This window comes from Streptomyces sp. NPDC046349, assembly GCF_055587885.1.
This window is the reverse complement of record NZ_JBVJFK010000016.1, coordinates 24396-41819: the sequence shown is the minus strand read 5'-3', so window position 1 is coordinate 41819 and position 17424 is coordinate 24396. Positions and strand designations below refer to the sequence as shown.

The window sequence follows — 17424 nt, the reverse complement described above, 5'->3', positions numbered from 1 at the left end:
TCACTCCGAAGAGTGACGATTCGGTGTCGGACCACCCCTTACGGGGAAGCGCAGTTCATTCCTCTCGATCTTCGCGGCGAGCGCATCCAGCACATCCACCCCGAGAACCTCACAGAACTGCAGCAGATACGCGAGCACGTCGGCGACCTCATCGGCCACGCGGTGGGCGGATTCAGGCTTCTCCATGACCTTCGCCGACTGTTCCGGTGTCAGCCACTGGAAGATCTCCACCAGTTCGGCCGCCTCCACGCTCAGCGCGACCGCCAGGTTCTTGGGCGTGTGGTACGGCTCCCAGCCGCGCGCGGCCGCGAACTGCGCGAGCCTGCGCTGCAGCAGGTCCAGCCGCTCCTCGGGCCGCCGCTCGGGCTGCCGGGGCTCCTGCGTCTCGTTCATGACGACAGGTCTACCACCGACACACCCGCGAGGCGGCGGGCGGCGGCCGCGGTCCCCTCCCCCACGGCCGCCAGCAGCCGGACGTGGCCGCGGCCGCAGGACAGCAGCGCCAGACGCAGCAGTTCGCCCCCCTGCCTCCCGTCGAGGCCGCGATCGAGGCCGTCGGCCAGCACCGTCAGCGCCTGCTGCGCGGAGAGCAGTTCGGCGGCCGGGTCCATGTCCAGCACCCCCGGCCCGGTGAGCAGCACCAGCGCCAGCGCCAGGAAGCGGAGTTCGCCCGCGCCGAGCCGGCCCAGCTCCGTGGCGGGCCGGCCGGGTCCGCGGTCCAGGACCGCGGTGACGGCGCCGCCCGCCGAGGCCCTGACGTCCAGGGAGGCGACGGGCCCCGCGCAGCCGGTACGGGCGGCCTCGGCCAGCAGCGCATGGCGGGTTGCGCATTCGTGGCGGGTCCGGCGCAGTACGTCGGCCAGGTTGGCGCAGTCGCCCAGCAGCCGGCCCTCGCCCTGCGGGACGGGGGCACGCATCCGGTCCGGACGGGGGTCGCAGGAGAACACCGAGCGCAGGGCCACGATCACCTGCTCCGCGGCGGTCAGCACCTTCCGCTGGCCGGCCGTGGAGCCCGCGACCCGCAGCGGGAGCAGCGCGGTGCCGAGGCGGTCGTCGGGCAGCGGAGCCCGGGTGACGCCGACGGCCCCGCCGGTCAGCCAGGCGGCCTGCACAGAGCGCCGGCCGGGGTCGCGCAGGGCGGTGGCGAACAGGACCTGCCCGTCCTGCGACAGCCGTTCGCCGGCGATCCGCAGGGCGGGTTCGGCCTGGACGGCGAGATCGAGCCGGACCGGTCCGGCGGGGCCGTCGACCGTGCAGCCGAGGCGGAACCCGCGCCGCCGCTGCGCGTCGGGCAGGGCCCGTTCGGGGATGCGGGCGCCGGGGTCGGCGAAGGCCTCCTCGAGGGTGGCGCCCCGGCCGAGTCCGGCCAGGGCCTCGTAGGCGGCCAGGACCTGGGACTTGCCGCTGCCGCTCGGCCCGGCGAAGAGGGTGACGGGCCCGATCGGGAAGGCTGCGCCGCGGTGCCGCCCGAAGGCGGACAGCCGCAGTTCCGTGATCACGGGCCGCGCATGCGGCTGTCGCGGCGCGAGCTCGACGGGCCGGGCGGACCCGCGGTGCGACGCCTGCGCCGGCACGACGGGGTGACGGTCCGTCGCGGCCGGTACCGAGGGAGCGGCGGCGGGAGCCGGGCCGGCGGACACCGTCGCGGCGCCGGCCCGCGCGGGGCGGTCCGAAACCCTGCGTCGGGAGACGTCCGGCTCCGCCGGAGCCTTCGGCGACCCCGGGGCCATGACGGCCGCCCCGGCGGACTCCGGCTGCGCGCAGGGCAGGGATGCGGGGGCCGCCCGGCCCCCGGCCCGTACCCGGCCGGCCGGGGCGCCGCCCGTGGAAAGGGACGGCGCCACAGGAGACGCCGGGCCCGGGGGTCCGGGCGCCGCCACGTCGGGATCAGGCCCCGCCCCGGCCGTCTGGGCGACCGGTGTGCTCGGCGCAGCGGGAGACCCGGACGCCACCGCGGCCTGCGACGAAGCCGGGCGGCCGGGCTCCCGGGGCAGCGCCGCCACGGGATCGGCGGGCACGGGAGCTGCGGAGGCGATCCGTGCGCCCGGCGGTGCGGGCACCCCCCGGGCCGGCGGTCCGCCGGAGGGCCCGTCGGCCGGTCCGGCCTGGGGGGAATCGGTAGGGGCGTCGCCTAACGCGACGGCGGTGGCGTCCATGCGCCGGACGGTACGGGCCGCGGCGCCCCCCGCGGCCCCGGCGAACCGTTCCTTCGTACGGACCTTCCTACGATCGGGGGACGGCCGCGGCCGCGATCCCCTCGACCTCGGTCCCCACGGGCGCGAGCAGGAAGACGTTCCGGTCCACCCGGTGCATCCCGCTGCCCAGCCCGAACACCACCCCGCTGCTGAAGTCGAGGATCCGCTTGGCCACTTCGCTGTCCGCACCGGTGAGGTCGAGCAGTACCGGGATCTGCGCGATCAGGTACTCGGCAACCTCCCGGGCGTCCGCGAAGATCTGGACTCTGATCACCACGAAGCGCCGCTGCTCCGCCGCCGTCGCCCCCGGCGACTTGGGAATCGTGCGGTGGTCCACCCGGGAGGGCCATTCGTTGCGGCTGCGCAGGGGTACCACCTGCGCGAGCCCCTCCCACTGTTCGTCGGTGACGTCGTACCTGCTCACCGGGCCGCCTCGGCCGCGCGCTTCATGTGCATCCCCCCATCCTCTCGTGTTTCACCCGTTCAGCCCAACAACGACACGAACCGCGCCGGGTACTCTCCGGAACCAGGATGAGTTAGGTTAGGCATACCTAACCCACTCGGACGATGGAGAGATCCGCATGCGCCTGTTCGGTGACCCCGCAACCTCGGCCGCCCTGCCCACCGCGGCCGAGCGGATCCGGTCGATCCTGGCCGCCGCCCACTCCATGACGGTGGTCACCGACGGGCTGCGCTCCGAAGTCCGCCACCTCGACGGCGGCGACCCCATGGGCCGGCTGCACCTGCACCCCGCCGAACCCGGCGGCCACGCCGAGCACCGTCCCGCGATCCGGCTGGAGTTCACCGACGTCGCACCCACGCCCGTACGCGACCGGGTGCGCGCCCGCGTCACCGTGCTGGGGCGGCTGCTCACCCCCTACTCGGAACTGTCCGCCGAGTCCGGCGCCGACTCCACCTGCATGGAGTTCGAGCGGGCCGAGCTCGAGACCGCCGAGGGCATCGCGTATGCAGGCCTGGAGGAACTGGACGAGGCCGACCCCGACCCGCTCGCCGCGTACGAGGCGGGCATGCTCACACACCTCCTCGACGACCACCACGACCTCGTCACACTCCTGTTGCGCCTGGTGCGGCCGCAGCCCACCGCGGCGGTCGTGCGCGCTCTGCCGCTCGCCATGGACCGCTACGGGATCACCCTGCGGCTCGAGGAGCGGCGCGGCCATCGCGATGTGCGGTTGCCCTTCCCCTCGCCCCTCGACGACGTCGAGCAGTCGGGCGCCCAGATCCAGGCGCTGTTCAGCGCGGCGCGCAGGCGCTCGCACCGCAACACGCTGCCCGCCTGAACGGTCCGCAATAGCGGGAGCGGGCGCCGCGTTGGGGCCGACCGTGAAGGGGGGTCAACCCGGCCGACCGGCAGCTCGCCGCCGGCTACCTGGACCCCACCCCCATCCTCGAAGTCCGCCACCCCGTCATACCCGGCTGGGACATGGCCGGTGTCGTGGAGGCGGTCGGCCCCGACACCTTCGACTTCGGCGTGGGCGACGAGGTGTACGGCTACGTCCGCAATGGGTCCGCGAGTTCGCGCCCGACGGCGTGGACGCGGGCCCGGACTTCTACGGGGACGGCGTCATCGAGACCCTCCAGTCGCTGGTCCGGCAGCGCGACCGGGTGGTGTCCATCGCCGACAACGAGGCCGCCGCGAAGGGCGCCCACCAGCTGTGGGTGCGCCCGGACCCCGCCGACCTGGCCTTCCTCGCGGAGCTGGCGGACACGGGCAAGCTCACGGTGAACGTGGAACACGCGCTGCCGCTGGCCGAGGCGGCCAAGGCCTGGGAGCTGAGCGCCGCGGGACGCACCCGCGGCAAGATCGTCCTGACGGTCTGACCAGGCCGCGTGCCGCCGGAGCAGCGAACTGCGCGGCACGCGCGTGCTCAGGAGGCGATCGGGGCCGCCGTCGGTCCCGGCGGCGGGCCGATCGCCGGCAGCACGCCGGGCGTGCGCCCCTCACCCCCGCCGACGTCTCCCCGGTGGCTGCCCAGCGCCCCCTGCGGACGCCGCCGCCTCGCCGCGTACGGCCGGCTCGCCGGGCAGGGGCCCGGTCGGCTGCGCCGCGAACAGCGCGTCCACCGGGCAGCCGGCCGCGCGGGCGCCGGGACGGACGGGACGGACGGGACGGGCGGGACGGGCGGGACAGGCGGGACGGGCGGGACAGGCGGGACGGGCGGGACGTACCGGCGTAGGTGCCGTCCTCGGCCGTCGCACGGCTCCTGCCGCAGTGGGCCCCTGCCGGCCGGGATGACGCGGCCCCCGCCTGGTCCGCCGCCGACGACCACGACGGCGGTGGCGGGTTCCGTCATGAGGCCGCCACGGCGTACCGGTTGGCGGGGCGGGGCAGGCCGTAGTTCTCGCGCAGGGTGCGGCCGGTGTACTCGGTGCGGAAGAGTCCGCGGCGCTGGAGGACCGGCACCACCTGGTCGACGAAGTCGGTCAGGCCGGCGGGCAGCACGGGCGCCATGATGTTGAAGCCGTCGGCGGCGCCCTGTGTGAACCACTGCTCCAGCTGGTCGGCGATCTGCTCGGGGGTGCCGGCGAAGACACGGTGGCCCCGGCCGGCCCCGAGGCGGGCGATCAGCTCGCGCAGATTGAGGCCGTCACGGCGGGCGAGTTCGGCGACGAGCGTGAAGCGGCTCTTGTTGCCGTTGATGTCCTGCTCCTCGGGCAGGTCGGGCAGCGGGCCGTCGAGGGGCAGACCGGTGAGGTCCACGCCGAGCATGCCGGACAGCTGGGCGAGACCGTACTCCGGCACCTGGAGGTCGGTGAGTTCCTGCTCCAGGGCCTTCGCCTCGGCCTCGGTGGAGCCGATGACGGGGGCGATGCCGGGCAGCACGAGCAGGTCGTCCTCGGCACGGCCGTATCTGGCCAGACGGGACTTGAGGTCCTTGTAGAAGGTCTGGCCGTCGGCGAGGGTCTGCTGGGCGGTGAAGACGGCCTCGGCGTACTGGGCGGCGAACTCCTTCCCGGACTCGGAGGAGCCCGCCTGCACGAGCAGCGGGTAACCCTGCGGGGAGCGTGGGACGTTGAGCGGGCCGGCGACGCCGAAGTACTCGCCGCGGTGCGCGGCGGGGTGCAGCTTGCCGGTGTCGGCGTAGATGCCGGCTTCCTTGTCGAGGACGATCGCGTCGTCCTCCCAGCTGTCCCAGAGCTTGGTGGCGACGTCGAGGAACTCACGGGCCCGGTCGTAGCGGAGGCCGTGTTCCAGGTGCTCGTCCCGGTTGAAGTTGCGCGCCTCGTCGAGGGTGCCGGAGGTGACGATGTTCCAGCCGGCCCGGCCGCCGCTGATGTGGTCGAGGGAGGCGAACTTGCGCGCCAGGTTGAAGGGTTCGTTGAAGGTCGTGGACACGGTGGCGATGAGGCCGATGTGTTCGGTGACGGCGGCGATGGCGGAGAGCAGGGTGAGCGGCTCGAACCCGCCGAGGGCGTTGTAGCGGGCCTTGCCCCAGAGGGCGAGACCGTCGGCGAAGAAGATGGAGTCGAGCCGGCCGCGCTCGGCGGTGCGGGCCAGCTCCTGGAAGTACTTCAGGTCGGTGACGCGTTCGGGGCGGCTGGCGGGGTGGCGCCAGGCGGCGTCGTGATGACCGGCGTTCATGAGGAAGGCGTTGAGGTGCAGGGTCCGGGGAGCGGTCATGGCGGGTCCTCGTGGTCTGGTCGTGGAGCGGGGCGGGGCGGGGAGGGTGCCGGTCTGCCCGGGCGGGGTCCGGGCCGCCCGGACGGGGCGGGGCGTCAGGAGGGGACGCGCCAGGTGCTCAGACGGCGTTCGATCGTGATCAGCAGCTGGTTGAAGGCCACGCCGATGGCGGAGATGGTGACGATGCCCGCGTACATCTGCGGTATCGCGAAGTTGAACTGCGAGGCGTTGATCAGGTAGCCCAGGCCCGCCTTCGCGCCGATCATCTCGGCGGCCACGAGGACGAGGATGGAGACGGCGCCGGCGAGCCGGATGCCGGTGAAGACGGCCGGTACGGACGCCGGCAGGATCACCTTCTGGAAGAGCCTGGGGGTGGACAGGTCCATGGAGCGGGCCAGCCGGACGAGGGTGGGGTCGGCGTTGCCGACGGCGCTGATGGTGTTCAGCAGGATCGGCCAGACGCAGGCGTAGACGACGATGGACACCTTCGATGTCTCGCCGATGCCGAGCAGGAGCACGAAGACCGGCAGCAGGGCCAGCGCGGCGGTGTTGCGGAACACCTCCAGCAGCGGGCCGAGCAGGGCGGCGACGGGCCGGTACCAGCCGATGAGCAGCCCCAGCGGGACGGCCACGGCGACGGCGATGCCGAAGCCGCCGAAGGAGCGGACCAGGCTGGCCCAGGTGTGCCGGCCGAGCTGGCCGTTGCCCAGAAGCTCCCACCAGGCGGCGGCCACCTCGCTGGCCGGCGGCAGGAAGGTGGGGTCGGCCAGGCCGAGCCGGGGCGCGGCCTCCCACAGCCCGAGCAGTGCGAGGATCGCCACCGACCGCAGGGCGGCGGCCCGCAGCCGGCGTGCCAGTGCCCGGAAGGGCTGCCGGGCGGGGCGTGCTGCGTGCCGGGCGTCGGGCACCGGACGCGGCGGGGGCGCGGAGCCCCGTTCCTCCTCGGTGGGGGCCGGCGCCGCGGGCAGCACGGCGGTGGCGGTGGCTGTGGTGTCGGTTCCGGTGGTCATACGGATGCCTCCTCCTTCTCCAGTTGCCGGGCGCGGGCCACCTCGTCGTGGAGGAGGGTCCAGATCTCGTGGCGGTAGCGGGCGAACTCCGGACGTGAACGCAGGTCCTCGCCCTGCGGGCCGTGGGCGGACACCGGGCCGCTGCCGGTGGCGCTGCCGTTTCCGGTGGCGCTTCTCCTTCCGGTTCCGGTTTCGGTTCCGGTGCCGATGTCCGGGCGTTCACCGAAGGCGACGGGGACGATCTCCTTGATCCGCCCCGGCCGGGAGGTCATGACGGCCACCCTCTGGCCGAGGTACACGGCCTCCTCGATGCCGTGCGTGATGAAGACGACGGTCTTGCCGGTGCGCTGCCAGATGCGGCGCAGCTCGTCCTGGAGGGATTCGCGGGTCTGGGCGTCGAGGGCGGCGAACGGCTCGTCCATCAGCAGCACGTCGGGGTCGTACGCCAGCGAGCGGGCGATGGCCACGCGCTGGCGCATGCCACCGGAGAGCTGGTGCGGGTGCCGGTCCTCGAAGCCGGTCAGGCCGACGAGGTCGAGGAACTCCCGCGCCCGGTCCTTGCGCTCGCGGCGCGGGACGCCGGTGGCCTCCAGACCGAACTCGACGTTGCCGAGCGCCGTGCGCCACGGCAGCAGCGCGTACTGCTGGAAGACGATGCCCCGGTCGAGGCCCGGCCCGGTGACCGGCTTGCCGTCGAGCAGGATCCGGCCGGCCGTCGGGGTGGACAGGCCCCCGAGGAGGTCCAGGAGGGTGGACTTGCCGCAGCCGCTGGGGCCGACGACCACGAGGAACTCACCGCTGCGGATCTCCAGATCGATGCCGTCGAGGGCCGTGAAGTCCCCGAAGGTCTTGCGGACGCCCTCGAACACGATCTTCGCCATGCCCGTCGTCACCCCGTCCCGTTTCCGTTGAACTCGTTGGTGTAGAGGTCGGTCGCCTTCAGCCGGCCCTCTTCGATGTCGCCGCGTTCGGCGAGCCAGTCCAGCCAGACCTGGAACTCCTTGTCGGATATCCGGCCGCCGGCCTCCGCGACGCCGTACGAGCGCCAGTACTTGAGGGTGGCGGTGTCCTCGTTGCGGCCGCGCTTGGTGACGATCTCCGTCATCCGGGCGACGACCTGCTCGTGCGGGGTGGCGCGGGACCACTCGATGGCCTTGCCCACTCCGGTGACGAAGGCCCGGACGGTGTCGGGGTTCTCCTTGATGAAGCGCTTCGTCATCACGTAGCTGCCCGCGCTGAAGGGGCCGAGCAGTTCGAAGTCGGTGAAGAGCGGGCGGATCCCGCCGGCGGCGAGGGCCTTGTCGCGCAGCACCCCGCCGAGCACGGCGACGTCGATCTGCTTCTGCCGCAGGACCTGTTCGGTGTTGACCGGGGGTACCACCAGGGATTCGACCTTGGCCGAGTCCGTCTTCGACACCCCGTTGCGCCGCAGGTAGATCTCCAGCATGGCCTGGGCGTGTGCGCCCAGGGTGTTCATGCCGACCTTCTTGCCGATCAGGTCGCGGGCGGTCCGGATGGGGCTGTCCTCGAGGACGTAGTAACCGCTGTAGGAGTGCTGGTCGGAGCCGTAGTAGGAGATGACGGAGGTGATCGGTGCCTTGCCGGCGGCCAGTTTGACCACGGCGCCGTTGAAGGCACCGCCGAAGTGGATCTGGCCGGTGGCGGCGGACTGGATGTCCTGCGGGCCGCTGATGGTGTTGCCGATCCACTCCAGCTTGACGTCGCCGAGGTAGCCGAGGTCGGCGGCGAGTTCGGGGAGCGTGACGGCTCCCACGCTGCCCTGGTACTTGAGGGTGGTGACCTGGCCGGCCTCACCGGAGCCGGGTCCGCCGCCGGCGGTGGCCGTGCCGCAGCTCACCGCGGCCGCCGAGATGCCGAGCAGGGTCAGGAACTGGCGACGGGAGGTGGTGGTAGAGGTGAGGGCTGCGGGCATGACGGATCCTTGTCGGTACGGGTCGCACGGGGCGGGGAGGACCTACGGGGCGGCGGTGGGGGTGAGAGCCTCGGCCGCGTTCGGCGCGTCGGCCGCGTTCGGCGCGTCGGCCGCCTTCGGCCCGGTGGCGGGGGTCAGAGGAATGGCGGCGGTCGGGGGGCGGCCGGCGACGCGCAGGGCGTCCGCGAACTCGTCGACGGCCTGGAGGAGGTCCAGCTCCGCCTCGGGCCGCAGCCGGTCGGGACCGGAGCCGCGCTCGACGGTGGAGTCCAGGACGAACCGGCCGGCAGAGGCGTGCCGGGCGCCGAGGGCTGCGAGCACGGGACGCAGCGCGTAGTCGATGGTCAGGACGTGGGCGAGGCTGCCGCCGGTGGCGAGCGGAAGAACCGTTTTGCCGGCGAGGCCGTCCTGCGGCAACAGGTCGAGGAAGGCCTTGAGCAGGCCCGTGTACGAGGCCTTGTAGACCGGGGTCGCGATGATGAGGCCGTCGGCCTCGGCGACGGCTTCGAGGGCGCGGCGGATATCGGGCTCGCCGCGGCGGGCGGCGAGCAGGTCCGCGGCGGGGAGCTCGCGCACGGCGAGGCGGGCGGTCTCGAAGCCGGGGTGGGAGCCGGTCAGGTGGCGCAGGGCGAGGTCGGCGACGACGTCGGTGCGGGAGTGGGCGGAGGGGCTGCCGGTGAGGGCGAGCAGCTTGGGCACGGGGGCTCCTTGGGCGGCGTACGGTCTCTGCGGGATCAGGCCTCTGCCTGATCAGGCGGCGGGGGCGTCCGAGGTGGAGGCGCCCGAGGCGATACCGAAGGCCGGGGCCGGGACGGTCTGCGGGCCGAGCAGGCGGGACGGGGCTCCGTCGGGGCCGACCGGGACGTCGCCGTCGACGGTGACGCGGCGCAGCGTGCGCTCGTGGTCGTCGGAGTCGTTCACGCCGTAGTGCTGGGTGGCGCGGTTGTCCCAGATCGCGACGTCGCCGGGCTGCCACTGCCAGCGGACGGTGTTCTCGGGGCTCTCGATGTGGGCCTGGAAGAGGTCGAGCAGCGCGCGGGAGTCGCGGCCGGTGAGGCCCTGGATCCGCTGGACGAAGTTGCCGAGCAGGAGGGTGCGTTCGCGGGTCTCGGGGTGGACGCGGACCACCGGGTGCTCGGTGAGGAACTTGGTGGAGGTGAACACCTCGCGGTACTGGGCCAGGGCCTCGGGCAGGGCGTCGGGCCGCAGGGCGGCGTAGTCGTACTCGTTGGAATGGACGGCGCGCAGACCGTCGGCGAGAGCGCGCAGCGGCTCGGGGAGGTGGGTGTAGGCGGTGGCCGTGTTGGCCCAGAGGGTGTCGCCACCGTACGGGGGGATGGTCACGGCGCGGAGGATGGAGAAGGCGGGGTAGGCGGGGACGAAGGTGACGTCCGTGTGCCACTGGTTGGCGCGGGCGCCGTGGTGGGAGTCGATGCCGAGGGCGTAACGGCCGTCCGCGGAGGGGACGGTGGGGTGCGCGACCGGAGCGCCGAGCAGCGCGGCGAAGGCTTCGTGGGAGGCGTCGTCGAGGTGCCCCTGGCCGCGGAAGAAGACGACCTTGTGGGCGAGGAGGGCGGCGCGGATGGCGGCGGCCTCGGCCTCGGGCAGGTCGCCGCCGAGCCGGATGCCGCCGATCTCGGCACCGATGCGGCCGCCGATCCTGGTGACGGTGAGGGCGGTGCCGGCGTGGGTGCGGGGGTCGGTGTGGGTGGCAGTGGCCATGGTGACTCCTGGAATGAGTGTGGCTGCGGGAGTTGTTGCGCGGCGGAGGAAATGGAGCGATGAAGGACCGGACGAACCGTTCCGCGCCGCTGAGCCGGCCGGTGCGGGTGCGGCTGCGGCGGGTTCGTGCGGGTGGGTCCTGTGCGGCTGATGCCGCGCGTGCAACGGGGTACGGGCCCTCGGTGGCGTGCGGATGCGCGGGGGCGGGTTCGGTGGGGCGGCGGCTGCGGGACGACGGCTTCACGGGTGCGGGCTTCGCCGCGGGGACCGGTTTCGGTGTGGGCGGATGCGGGAGGGGTGCCCTGCTGCTACGGGGCGGGTTCGAGACGGTTGCGGTTCGGGGAGGGTGCGGGTGGGGCAGGTGACGCGTGCGGGCCGGGGGCCGGGCGTCGGACCGAGGTCGCGGAGGGCCCTCGGTCCGGCGAACCGGCGGCCCCACCGGCCTCCGTCCGAGCAGATCCGCCGGGTCGTGACCCGGCCGACCTGTCGGCCGTGAACGGCCGGGCCACCGGCCCGCGGCGCTGGTGGGCCGGGCCCGCGGAGCGTTTGGGCAGGGTCAGCCCGGTCTGCGAGTCCCGGACCGCAGGCCATCTCGGGCCGTCGGCCCGGTGAGCCCTGGACGCCGGGTCCAGGGCTCACCGGCCCACGAACCACCGGACCGGCAGTTCGAACAGCCGACAGCCGGGGGCGGACGGGGCCGGTCGGACGTGACCCGCCGGCCTGCGGACCACCGGACCGGCCACTGGCACCCGCCGGTCCTTCGCAGCCGGCGAACTGTCGGGGCGGTCAGATGGGGATCAGGGGAGTGCGAGGCACCGGGCATCGATCCGGCCGGGCCGGATCGCGGCCGCGTTCCGCCGTCCGCCACAGGTCGAGGCTGAGGGCTGTCCCGTAATCCCCCGGATCAGCGCGCGGCGTCGGATGAGGTGCGTCGCACGGCGGAGGAGCGTCCTCGTACCGGGCGCGTCCGGGCGTTCCGACAGCGCAGCGAGGCGCCGTGGCTGCCGGTGCGCCCGCCGGGGACGACAGCCCTTGGCGGTGGTGCCCGGCGGCGGAGGTGTCAGGGGCGACAGGGGGCCGGACAGCGGCCCGGACACTGACCCGGCGCGGTGCAGGGGCCGGGGGTGCGGAGCCGCGGGGCGAGGAGTTCGTTCGCGGTCATGTCCCGGAGCGTGTCAGCGCCCCGGACCGGGGTCAACCCCCGTCCGCGGCCACCCGGCGGCTGCCTCGCCGGCCCCCGCGCCCACCCCGTCCACCTGCCCCGACCTGCTCTTTCCCTCGTATGCCGCCCCATCCGCCACCCCGCCCCGGCGGCCGAAAACCGTGGCCGGATTTCACGGTGCCGCAATGCGGCCGCCACGCGTTCGCCGGGATCCGCACCGCAGGGCCCGCATACCGGACGTACGCCGGCCTTCGGCCCCGGCGCAGGGGCCCGGGCCGCCTCCGGACACGTACCGTTTCGGGCCCCGACCCGCGCAACCGGGCCCGTCGAGCCCGCCGCGGGAGAACCGGCATCACCGGGGGGCGCACCCCGCCCCCGAGGTGACCGCGTGACGCCCCGCGCGGTGGGCCGTGCGGCGGCCCTTCTGTCGGATGTCTTCAATCCGGCGGTCATGGTCGTGACCGAGCCGGCGAGGCTCCTGCACGAGGGCCGCCAGGGAGGAGCTCCGGGTCGCCGCGATGGAGCTCTCGCACGTCTGCGACGGTCCCGAACGGATCGCGGTCCCGCACGGGGGTCCGGCCGTGCTCGCGGAGGCCGCCGCAACCGTGCTGCTCAGCCGGGTGTTCCAGGACGCTCTCGGGAAGCTCCGAGAGGGGGAGATCACACCCGTCGGTATGGTGCCACCTGAGCGCGCTCCCCTACATTCGAGCCATGACGGTCCTGCCTGACGACGGGCTCTCCCTGGCCGCCGAGTTCCCTGACGCGACGCATGAGCAGTGGCAGCGCCTTGTAGAAGGCGTACTGCGCAAGTCGGGCAAGGAAGCATCCGGCGAGGCCGCAGAAGATGCGCTGTCCACCCCACTCGAGGACGGGCTCACCACCCGCCCGCTGTACACCGCGCCGTCCGACGGGACGGTGCCCGACACCGGTTTTCCCGGCTTCGCCCCCTTCGTCCGCGGAGGCAGGCCGGAAGGCACCACCGCGAACGGCTGGGACGTGCGCCAGCGCCTCGCGGGTCACGATCCGCAGCGCCTGAACGAGGCGGCCCTCGCCGACCTGGAGAACGGGGTCACCTCCCTCTGGCTCACCGTGGGCAGCGGCGGCATCCCGGTCGACGGCCTCGCCCGGGCCCTGGACGGCGTCTACCTGGACCTCGCCCCGATCACCCTGGACGCCGGTGCCGAATACGCCGGGGCCGCCCGCGCCCTGCTGGACCTGTTCGCCGAGCGCTCGGTGGCTCCGGAGGCCGTGCGGGCCTGCCTGGGCGCCGACCCGCTGGGCCACGAGGCGCGGACCGGCGAGGCGCTGGACCCGGCCGCCGCCGTGGAGCTGGCCCGGGAGGCCGCCGCCGGCCTGCCGGGGGTGCGGGCCCTGACCGTTGACGCCCTGCCCTACCACGAGGCCGGCGGCAGCGCCGCCGAGGAGCTGGGGCTGTCGCTGGCCGCCGGCGTCGCCTACCTGCGCGCCCTCTCCGCAGGTGGGCTGAGCGTCGACGCCGCGCTCGGGCAGCTCGAGTTCCGGTACGCCGCGACCGCGGACCAGTTCCTCACCATCGCCAAGTTGCGTGCCGCGCGCCGGCTGTGGGCCCGGATCGCCGAGGCCTCGGGGGCCCCGGAGGCGGGTGCCCAGGTGCAGCACGCCGTCACCTCGCCGGTGATGATGACCCGCCGCGACCCGTGGGTGAACATGCTGCGCACCACCGTGGCCTGCATGGCCGCGGGTGTCGGCGGCGCCGACTCGGTCACCGTGCTCCCCTTCGACAACGAACTGGGCCTGCCCGACGCGTTCGCGCGCCGCATCGCCCGCAACACCTCCACCATCCTGCTGGAGGAGTCGCACCTGGCCCGGGTGATCGATCCGGCCGGCGGCTCCTACTACGTCGAGCGCCTCACCGACGAACTCGCCCACGCGGCATGGGAGTTCTTCCGGGAGGTGGAGAAGGCCGGGGGTCTGGCCGCCGCCCTGCGCTCCGGGCTGGTCGCCGAACGGCTCGCCGCCACCTGGGCGGAGCGTTCCAAGAAGCTGGCCAAGCGGCGCGAACCGATCACCGGCGTCAGCGAGTTCCCGCTGCTCTCGGAGAAGCCGGTCGTCCGCGAGCCCGCGCCCGCGGCTCCCACCGGCGGGCTGCCGCGCGTGCGGCGCGACGAGGCGTACGAGGCCCTGCGGGCCCGCAGCGACGCGCACCTGGCGGCGACGGGTTCCCGGCCGAGGATCTTCCTCGCCGCGCTGGGCCCGGCGGCCGCGCACACCGCGCGCGCCACCTTCGCCTCGAACCTGTTCCAGGCGGGCGGGATCGAGTCCGTGCACGACCCGGTGTCGGTGGACCCGGCGACGGCCGCCGCGGCGTACGCCGCGAGCGGCGCCGACGGCATGGCCGTGCTCTGCTCCAGCGACGCGCTGTACGAGGAGCAGGCCGCGGCGGTGGCCGAGGCCCTGCGTGCGGCGGGCGCCACGACCGTCTTCCTCGCCGGGCGGCCGGGCACCGCAGAGGCTTCCGTGGACGAGTACGTCTTCGCCGGCTGTGACGCCGTCGCCGTGCTGTCCTCCGTACTCGACCGGATGGGAGTGCCCGCATGAGCATCCCCGATTTCTCCGAGCTGGCGCTCGGTCCCGCCGCCGCCTCCGGGGTCACCGAGGAGCAGTGGCGCTCCTCGGTGAAGGAGTCCACCGGCACCGCGGCCGCCGACCTGCTGTGGGAGACGCCCGAGGGCATCGGCGTCAAGCCGCTCTACACCGGACGGGACGTGGAGGGCCTGGACTTCCTGCGGACGTACCCGGGCGTGGCGCCGTACCTGCGCGGCCCGTACCCGACGATGTACGTCAACCAGCCCTGGACGATCCGGCAGTACGCCGGCTTCTCCACGGCCGAGGAGTCGAACGCCTTCTACCGGCGCAACCTGGCGTCCGGCCAGAAGGGCCTGTCGGTGGCCTTCGACCTGCCCACGCACCGCGGCTACGACAGCGACCACCCGCGCGTGACCGGCGACGTCGGCATGGCGGGCGTGGCGATCGACTCGATCTACGACATGCGGCAGCTGTTCGACGGGATCCCGCTGGACAGGATGTCGGTGTCGATGACGATGAACGGCGCGGTGCTGCCCGTCCTCGCGCTGTACATCGTGGCGGCGGAGGAGCAGGGCGTCTCCCCCGACAAGCTCGCCGGGACCATCCAGAACGACATCCTCAAGGAGTTCATGGTCCGCAACACCTACATCTACCCGCCCAAGCCCTCGATGCGGATCATCTCCGACATCTTCGCGTTCACCTCGCAGAAGATGCCGCGGTACAACTCGATCTCCATCTCCGGCTACCACATCCAGGAGGCCGGTGCCACGGCCGACCTGGAGCTGGCGTACACCCTCGCGGACGGTGTGGAGTACCTGCGGGCGGGACAGGCGGTGGGGCTGGACGTGGACGCGTTCGCACCGCGCCTGTCGTTCTTCTGGGCGATCGGCATGAACTTCTTCATGGAGGTCGCGAAGCTGCGCGCGGCGCGCCTGCTGTGGGCGAAGCTGGTCAAGCAGTTCGACCCGAAGAACGCCAAGTCGCTGTCGCTGCGCACGCATTCGCAGACGTCGGGCTGGTCGCTGACGGCGCAGGACGTCTTCAACAATGTGACGCGCACATGCATCGAGGCGATGGCGGCGACCCAGGGCCACACCCAGTCGCTGCACACCAACGCCCTCGACGAGGCCCTCGCGCTGCCCACGGACTTCTCGGCGCGGATCGCCCGCAACACCCAGCTGCTGCTCCAGCAGGAGTCGGGGACCTGCCGGTCGATCGACCCCTGGGGCGGCAGCGCGTACGTCGAGAAGCTGACGTACGACCTGGCGCGGCGGGCCTGGCAGCACATCGAGGAGGTCGAGGCGGCCGGCGGCATGGCGCAGGCCATCGACGCGGGCATCCCGAAGCTGCGCGTGGAGGAGGCCGCGGCGCGTACGCAGGCGCGGATCGACTCGGGCCGCCAGCCGGTGATCGGCGTCAACAAGTACCGCGTGGACAGCGACGAGGCCATCGAGGTCCTGAAGGTCGACAACTCCTCGGTGCGCGCCCAGCAGATCGCCAAGCTGCGGCGGCTGCGCGAGGAGCGCGACGAGGCGGTCACCCAGGACACGCTGCGGGCGCTGACGAACGCGGCGGAGCGCGGCGACGGCAACCTGCTGGCCCTCGCGGTGGACGCGGCGCGCGCCAAGGCGACCGTGGGCGAGATCTCGGACGCGCTGGAGAAGGTGTACGGGCGGCACGCGAGCCAGATCCGTACGATCGCGGGCGTGTACCGAAACGAAGCGGGCGAGTCCCCGTCGGTGGAGCGCACCCGTGCGCTGGTGGACCGGTTCGAGGAGGCGGAGGGGCGGCGTCCGCGCATCCTGGTCGCGAAGATGGGCCAGGACGGGCACGACCGCGGCCAGAAGGTGATCGCGACCGCCTTCGCCGACCTGGGCTTCGACGTGGACGTCGGTCCGCTGTTCCAGACCCCGGCGGAGGTGGCCCGTCAGGCCGTCGAGGCGGACGTCCACGTGGTGGGCGTGTCGTCGCTGGCGGCCGGTCACCTGACCCTCGTACCGGCGCTGCGCGAGCAGCTGGCGGAGGAGGGCCGCGAGGACATCATGATCGTCGTGGGTGGGGTGATCCCGCCGGCGGATGTCCCGACGCTGCTGGAGATGGGCGCCACCGCGGTGTTCCCGCCCGGAACGGTCATCCCGGACGCGGCCCACGACCTGGTGACGCGGCTGGCCGCGGACCTGGGCCACGAGCTGTAGGCGGGCGCCGGTGCCGAAGATCGACATCGAGGCGTACGCGAAGGGGGTGCTCGACGGGAAGCGCGCGTTCATCGCGCGTGCGATCACCCTCGTCGAGTCCACCCTGCCCGCGCACCGGGCGCTCGCGCAGGGCCTGTTGACCGAGCTGCTGCCGCACTCGGGCCGGGCGCGCCGGATCGGCATCAGCGGTGTGCCCGGGGTGGGCAAGTCCACCTTCATCGACGCCTTCGGCACGATGCTGACGGGGCTCGGGCACCGGGTGGCGGTGCTCGCGGTGGACCCGTCGTCGACGCGCACGGGTGGCTCCATCCTGGGTGACAAGACCCGGATGGAGCGCCTGTCGGTGGACCCGGCGGCGTTCGTTCGGCCGTCGCCGTCGGCGGGGACGCTGGGCGGGGTCGCCAAGGCCACCCGCGAGTCGATGATCGTGATGGAGGCCGCGGGCTACGACGTGGTCCTCGTCGAGACGGTCGGCGTGGGCCAGTCGGAGACCACGGTGGCGGGGATGGTCGACTCCTTCCTCCTGCTGTCCCTGGCCCGTACGGGCGACCAGCTGCAGGGCATCAAGAAGGGTGTCCTGGAGCTGGCCGACATCCTGGCGGTGAACAAGGCGGACGGCCCGCACGAGCGGGACGCGAAGGCCGCCGCGCGGGAACTGTCGGGCGCGCTGCGGCTGATGCACCCGGTGGACGCGGCCTGGACGCCGCCGGTCCTGACGTGCAGCGCCCGGGAGTCGACGGGCCTGGACGAGGTGTGGAACCGCCTGGAGCAGCACCGGACCCTGCTGGACGCGGGCGGCCGACTGGCGGCGAAGCGGGCGGCGCAGCAGGTGGAGTGGACCTGGTCGATGGTCCGCGACGAGCTGCTCGAACGGCTCCGTGCGAACCCGGCCGTACGGGAGCTCGCGCCGGACCTGGAGGCCGCGGTCCGGGCGGGCTCGCTCACTCCGACCTCGGCGGCGGACCGCATCCTGTCGGCGTTCGGCGGCTGACACCGGCG

At 73.6% G+C, this 17424-nt stretch carries 14 protein-coding genes and 1 pseudogene; 6 read left to right on the top strand and 9 right to left on the bottom strand.

What is annotated here, in order from left to right; all coding sequences use genetic code 11:
* The 3 genes from ACZ6JS_RS31355 to ACZ6JS_RS31345 all read right to left on the bottom strand — a co-directional run bounded on the left by ACZ6JS_RS31355 (position 1) and on the right by ACZ6JS_RS31345 (position 2619).
* Positions 1-393 (bottom strand): nucleotide pyrophosphohydrolase, encoded by a 393-nt coding sequence (locus ACZ6JS_RS31355; protein WP_469302987.1) that lies wholly within the window; start codon positions 391-393, stop codon positions 1-3.
* Positions 390-1730, bottom strand: a complete 1341-nt coding sequence (locus ACZ6JS_RS31350) for an AAA family ATPase (RefSeq protein ID WP_469303175.1) — start codon at positions 1728-1730, stop codon at positions 390-392. Before ACZ6JS_RS31350 ends, ACZ6JS_RS31355 begins: the two co-directional genes overlap by 4 nt.
* Before the next feature lie 493 nt (positions 1731-2223).
* Positions 2224-2619, bottom strand: a complete 396-nt coding sequence (locus ACZ6JS_RS31345; RefSeq protein ID WP_030651331.1) for a cell division protein SepF — start codon at positions 2617-2619, stop codon at positions 2224-2226.
* Positions 2620-2776: 157 nt separating this feature from the next.
* On the opposite strand from ACZ6JS_RS31345, the gene ACZ6JS_RS31340 reads away from it, so the two are divergent.
* From ACZ6JS_RS31340 to ACZ6JS_RS31330, 3 genes and pseudogenes are all read left to right on the top strand, one after another.
* On the top strand, positions 2777-3496 hold the full coding sequence (locus tag ACZ6JS_RS31340) for a DUF2470 domain-containing protein (RefSeq protein WP_469302985.1): 720 nt from the start codon (positions 2777-2779) through the stop codon (positions 3494-3496).
* Positions 3497-3585: 89 nt separating this feature from the next.
* A pseudogene (locus ACZ6JS_RS31335) lies at positions 3586-3663 on the top strand (hypothetical protein); the annotation flags it as partial.
* An 83-nt stretch (positions 3664-3746) separates the two neighbouring features.
* Positions 3747-4037, top strand: a complete 291-nt coding sequence (locus ACZ6JS_RS31330; RefSeq protein WP_469302983.1) for a zinc-binding dehydrogenase — start codon at positions 3747-3749, stop codon at positions 4035-4037.
* A gap of 469 nt (positions 4038-4506) precedes the next feature.
* On the opposite strand, the gene ACZ6JS_RS31325 is transcribed toward ACZ6JS_RS31330, so the two are convergent.
* The 6 genes from ACZ6JS_RS31325 to ACZ6JS_RS31300 form a co-directional block, all read right to left on the bottom strand.
* Positions 4507-5838 carry an LLM class flavin-dependent oxidoreductase gene (locus tag ACZ6JS_RS31325; protein WP_469302981.1) on the bottom strand — a complete coding sequence of 444 codons (1332 nt, stop codon included), beginning with the start codon at positions 5836-5838 and terminating at the stop codon, positions 4507-4509.
* Between the two features lie 95 nt (positions 5839-5933).
* A complete protein-coding gene (locus ACZ6JS_RS31320; RefSeq protein ID WP_469302980.1) occupies positions 5934-6848 on the bottom strand; it encodes an ABC transporter permease in 915 nt (304 codons plus the stop codon).
* A complete protein-coding gene (locus tag ACZ6JS_RS31315; RefSeq protein ID WP_469302978.1) occupies positions 6845-7729 on the bottom strand; it encodes an ABC transporter ATP-binding protein in 885 nt (294 codons plus the stop codon). The genes ACZ6JS_RS31320 and ACZ6JS_RS31315 overlap by 4 nt, the downstream gene beginning before the upstream one ends.
* 8 nt (positions 7730-7737) lie before the next feature.
* Entirely contained in the window at positions 7738-8781 is a 1044-nt protein-coding gene (locus ACZ6JS_RS31310) for an ABC transporter substrate-binding protein (RefSeq protein WP_469302976.1), read from the bottom strand.
* 42 nt (positions 8782-8823) lie between these two features.
* The gene (gene ssuE / locus ACZ6JS_RS31305) at positions 8824-9480 is read right to left on the bottom strand and encodes an NADPH-dependent FMN reductase (RefSeq protein ID WP_469302974.1); all 657 of its coding nucleotides are present in this window, start codon (positions 9478-9480) and stop codon (positions 8824-8826) included.
* Between the two features lie 51 nt (positions 9481-9531).
* On the bottom strand, positions 9532-10503 hold the full coding sequence (locus tag ACZ6JS_RS31300) for a TauD/TfdA dioxygenase family protein (RefSeq protein ID WP_469302973.1): 972 nt from the start codon (positions 10501-10503) through the stop codon (positions 9532-9534).
* Between the two features lie 1873 nt (positions 10504-12376).
* On the opposite strand from ACZ6JS_RS31300, the gene ACZ6JS_RS31295 reads away from it, so the two are divergent.
* The 3 genes from ACZ6JS_RS31295 to meaB are packed head-to-tail and all read left to right on the top strand — an operon-like array spanning position 12377 to position 17416.
* Positions 12377-14242, top strand: a complete 1866-nt coding sequence (locus tag ACZ6JS_RS31295; RefSeq protein ID WP_469302971.1) for a methylmalonyl-CoA mutase family protein — start codon at positions 12377-12379, stop codon at positions 14240-14242.
* Positions 14239-16425, top strand: coding sequence for a methylmalonyl-CoA mutase (scpA, locus tag ACZ6JS_RS31290; RefSeq protein WP_469302969.1), 2187 nt, complete (start codon positions 14239-14241; stop codon positions 16423-16425). The genes ACZ6JS_RS31295 and scpA overlap by 4 nt, the downstream gene beginning before the upstream one ends.
* Positions 16426-16435: 10 nt before the next feature.
* Entirely contained in the window at positions 16436-17416 is a 981-nt protein-coding gene (gene meaB / locus ACZ6JS_RS31285) for a methylmalonyl Co-A mutase-associated GTPase MeaB (protein WP_469302968.1), read from the top strand.
* Positions 17417-17424: the final 8 nt, after the last annotated feature.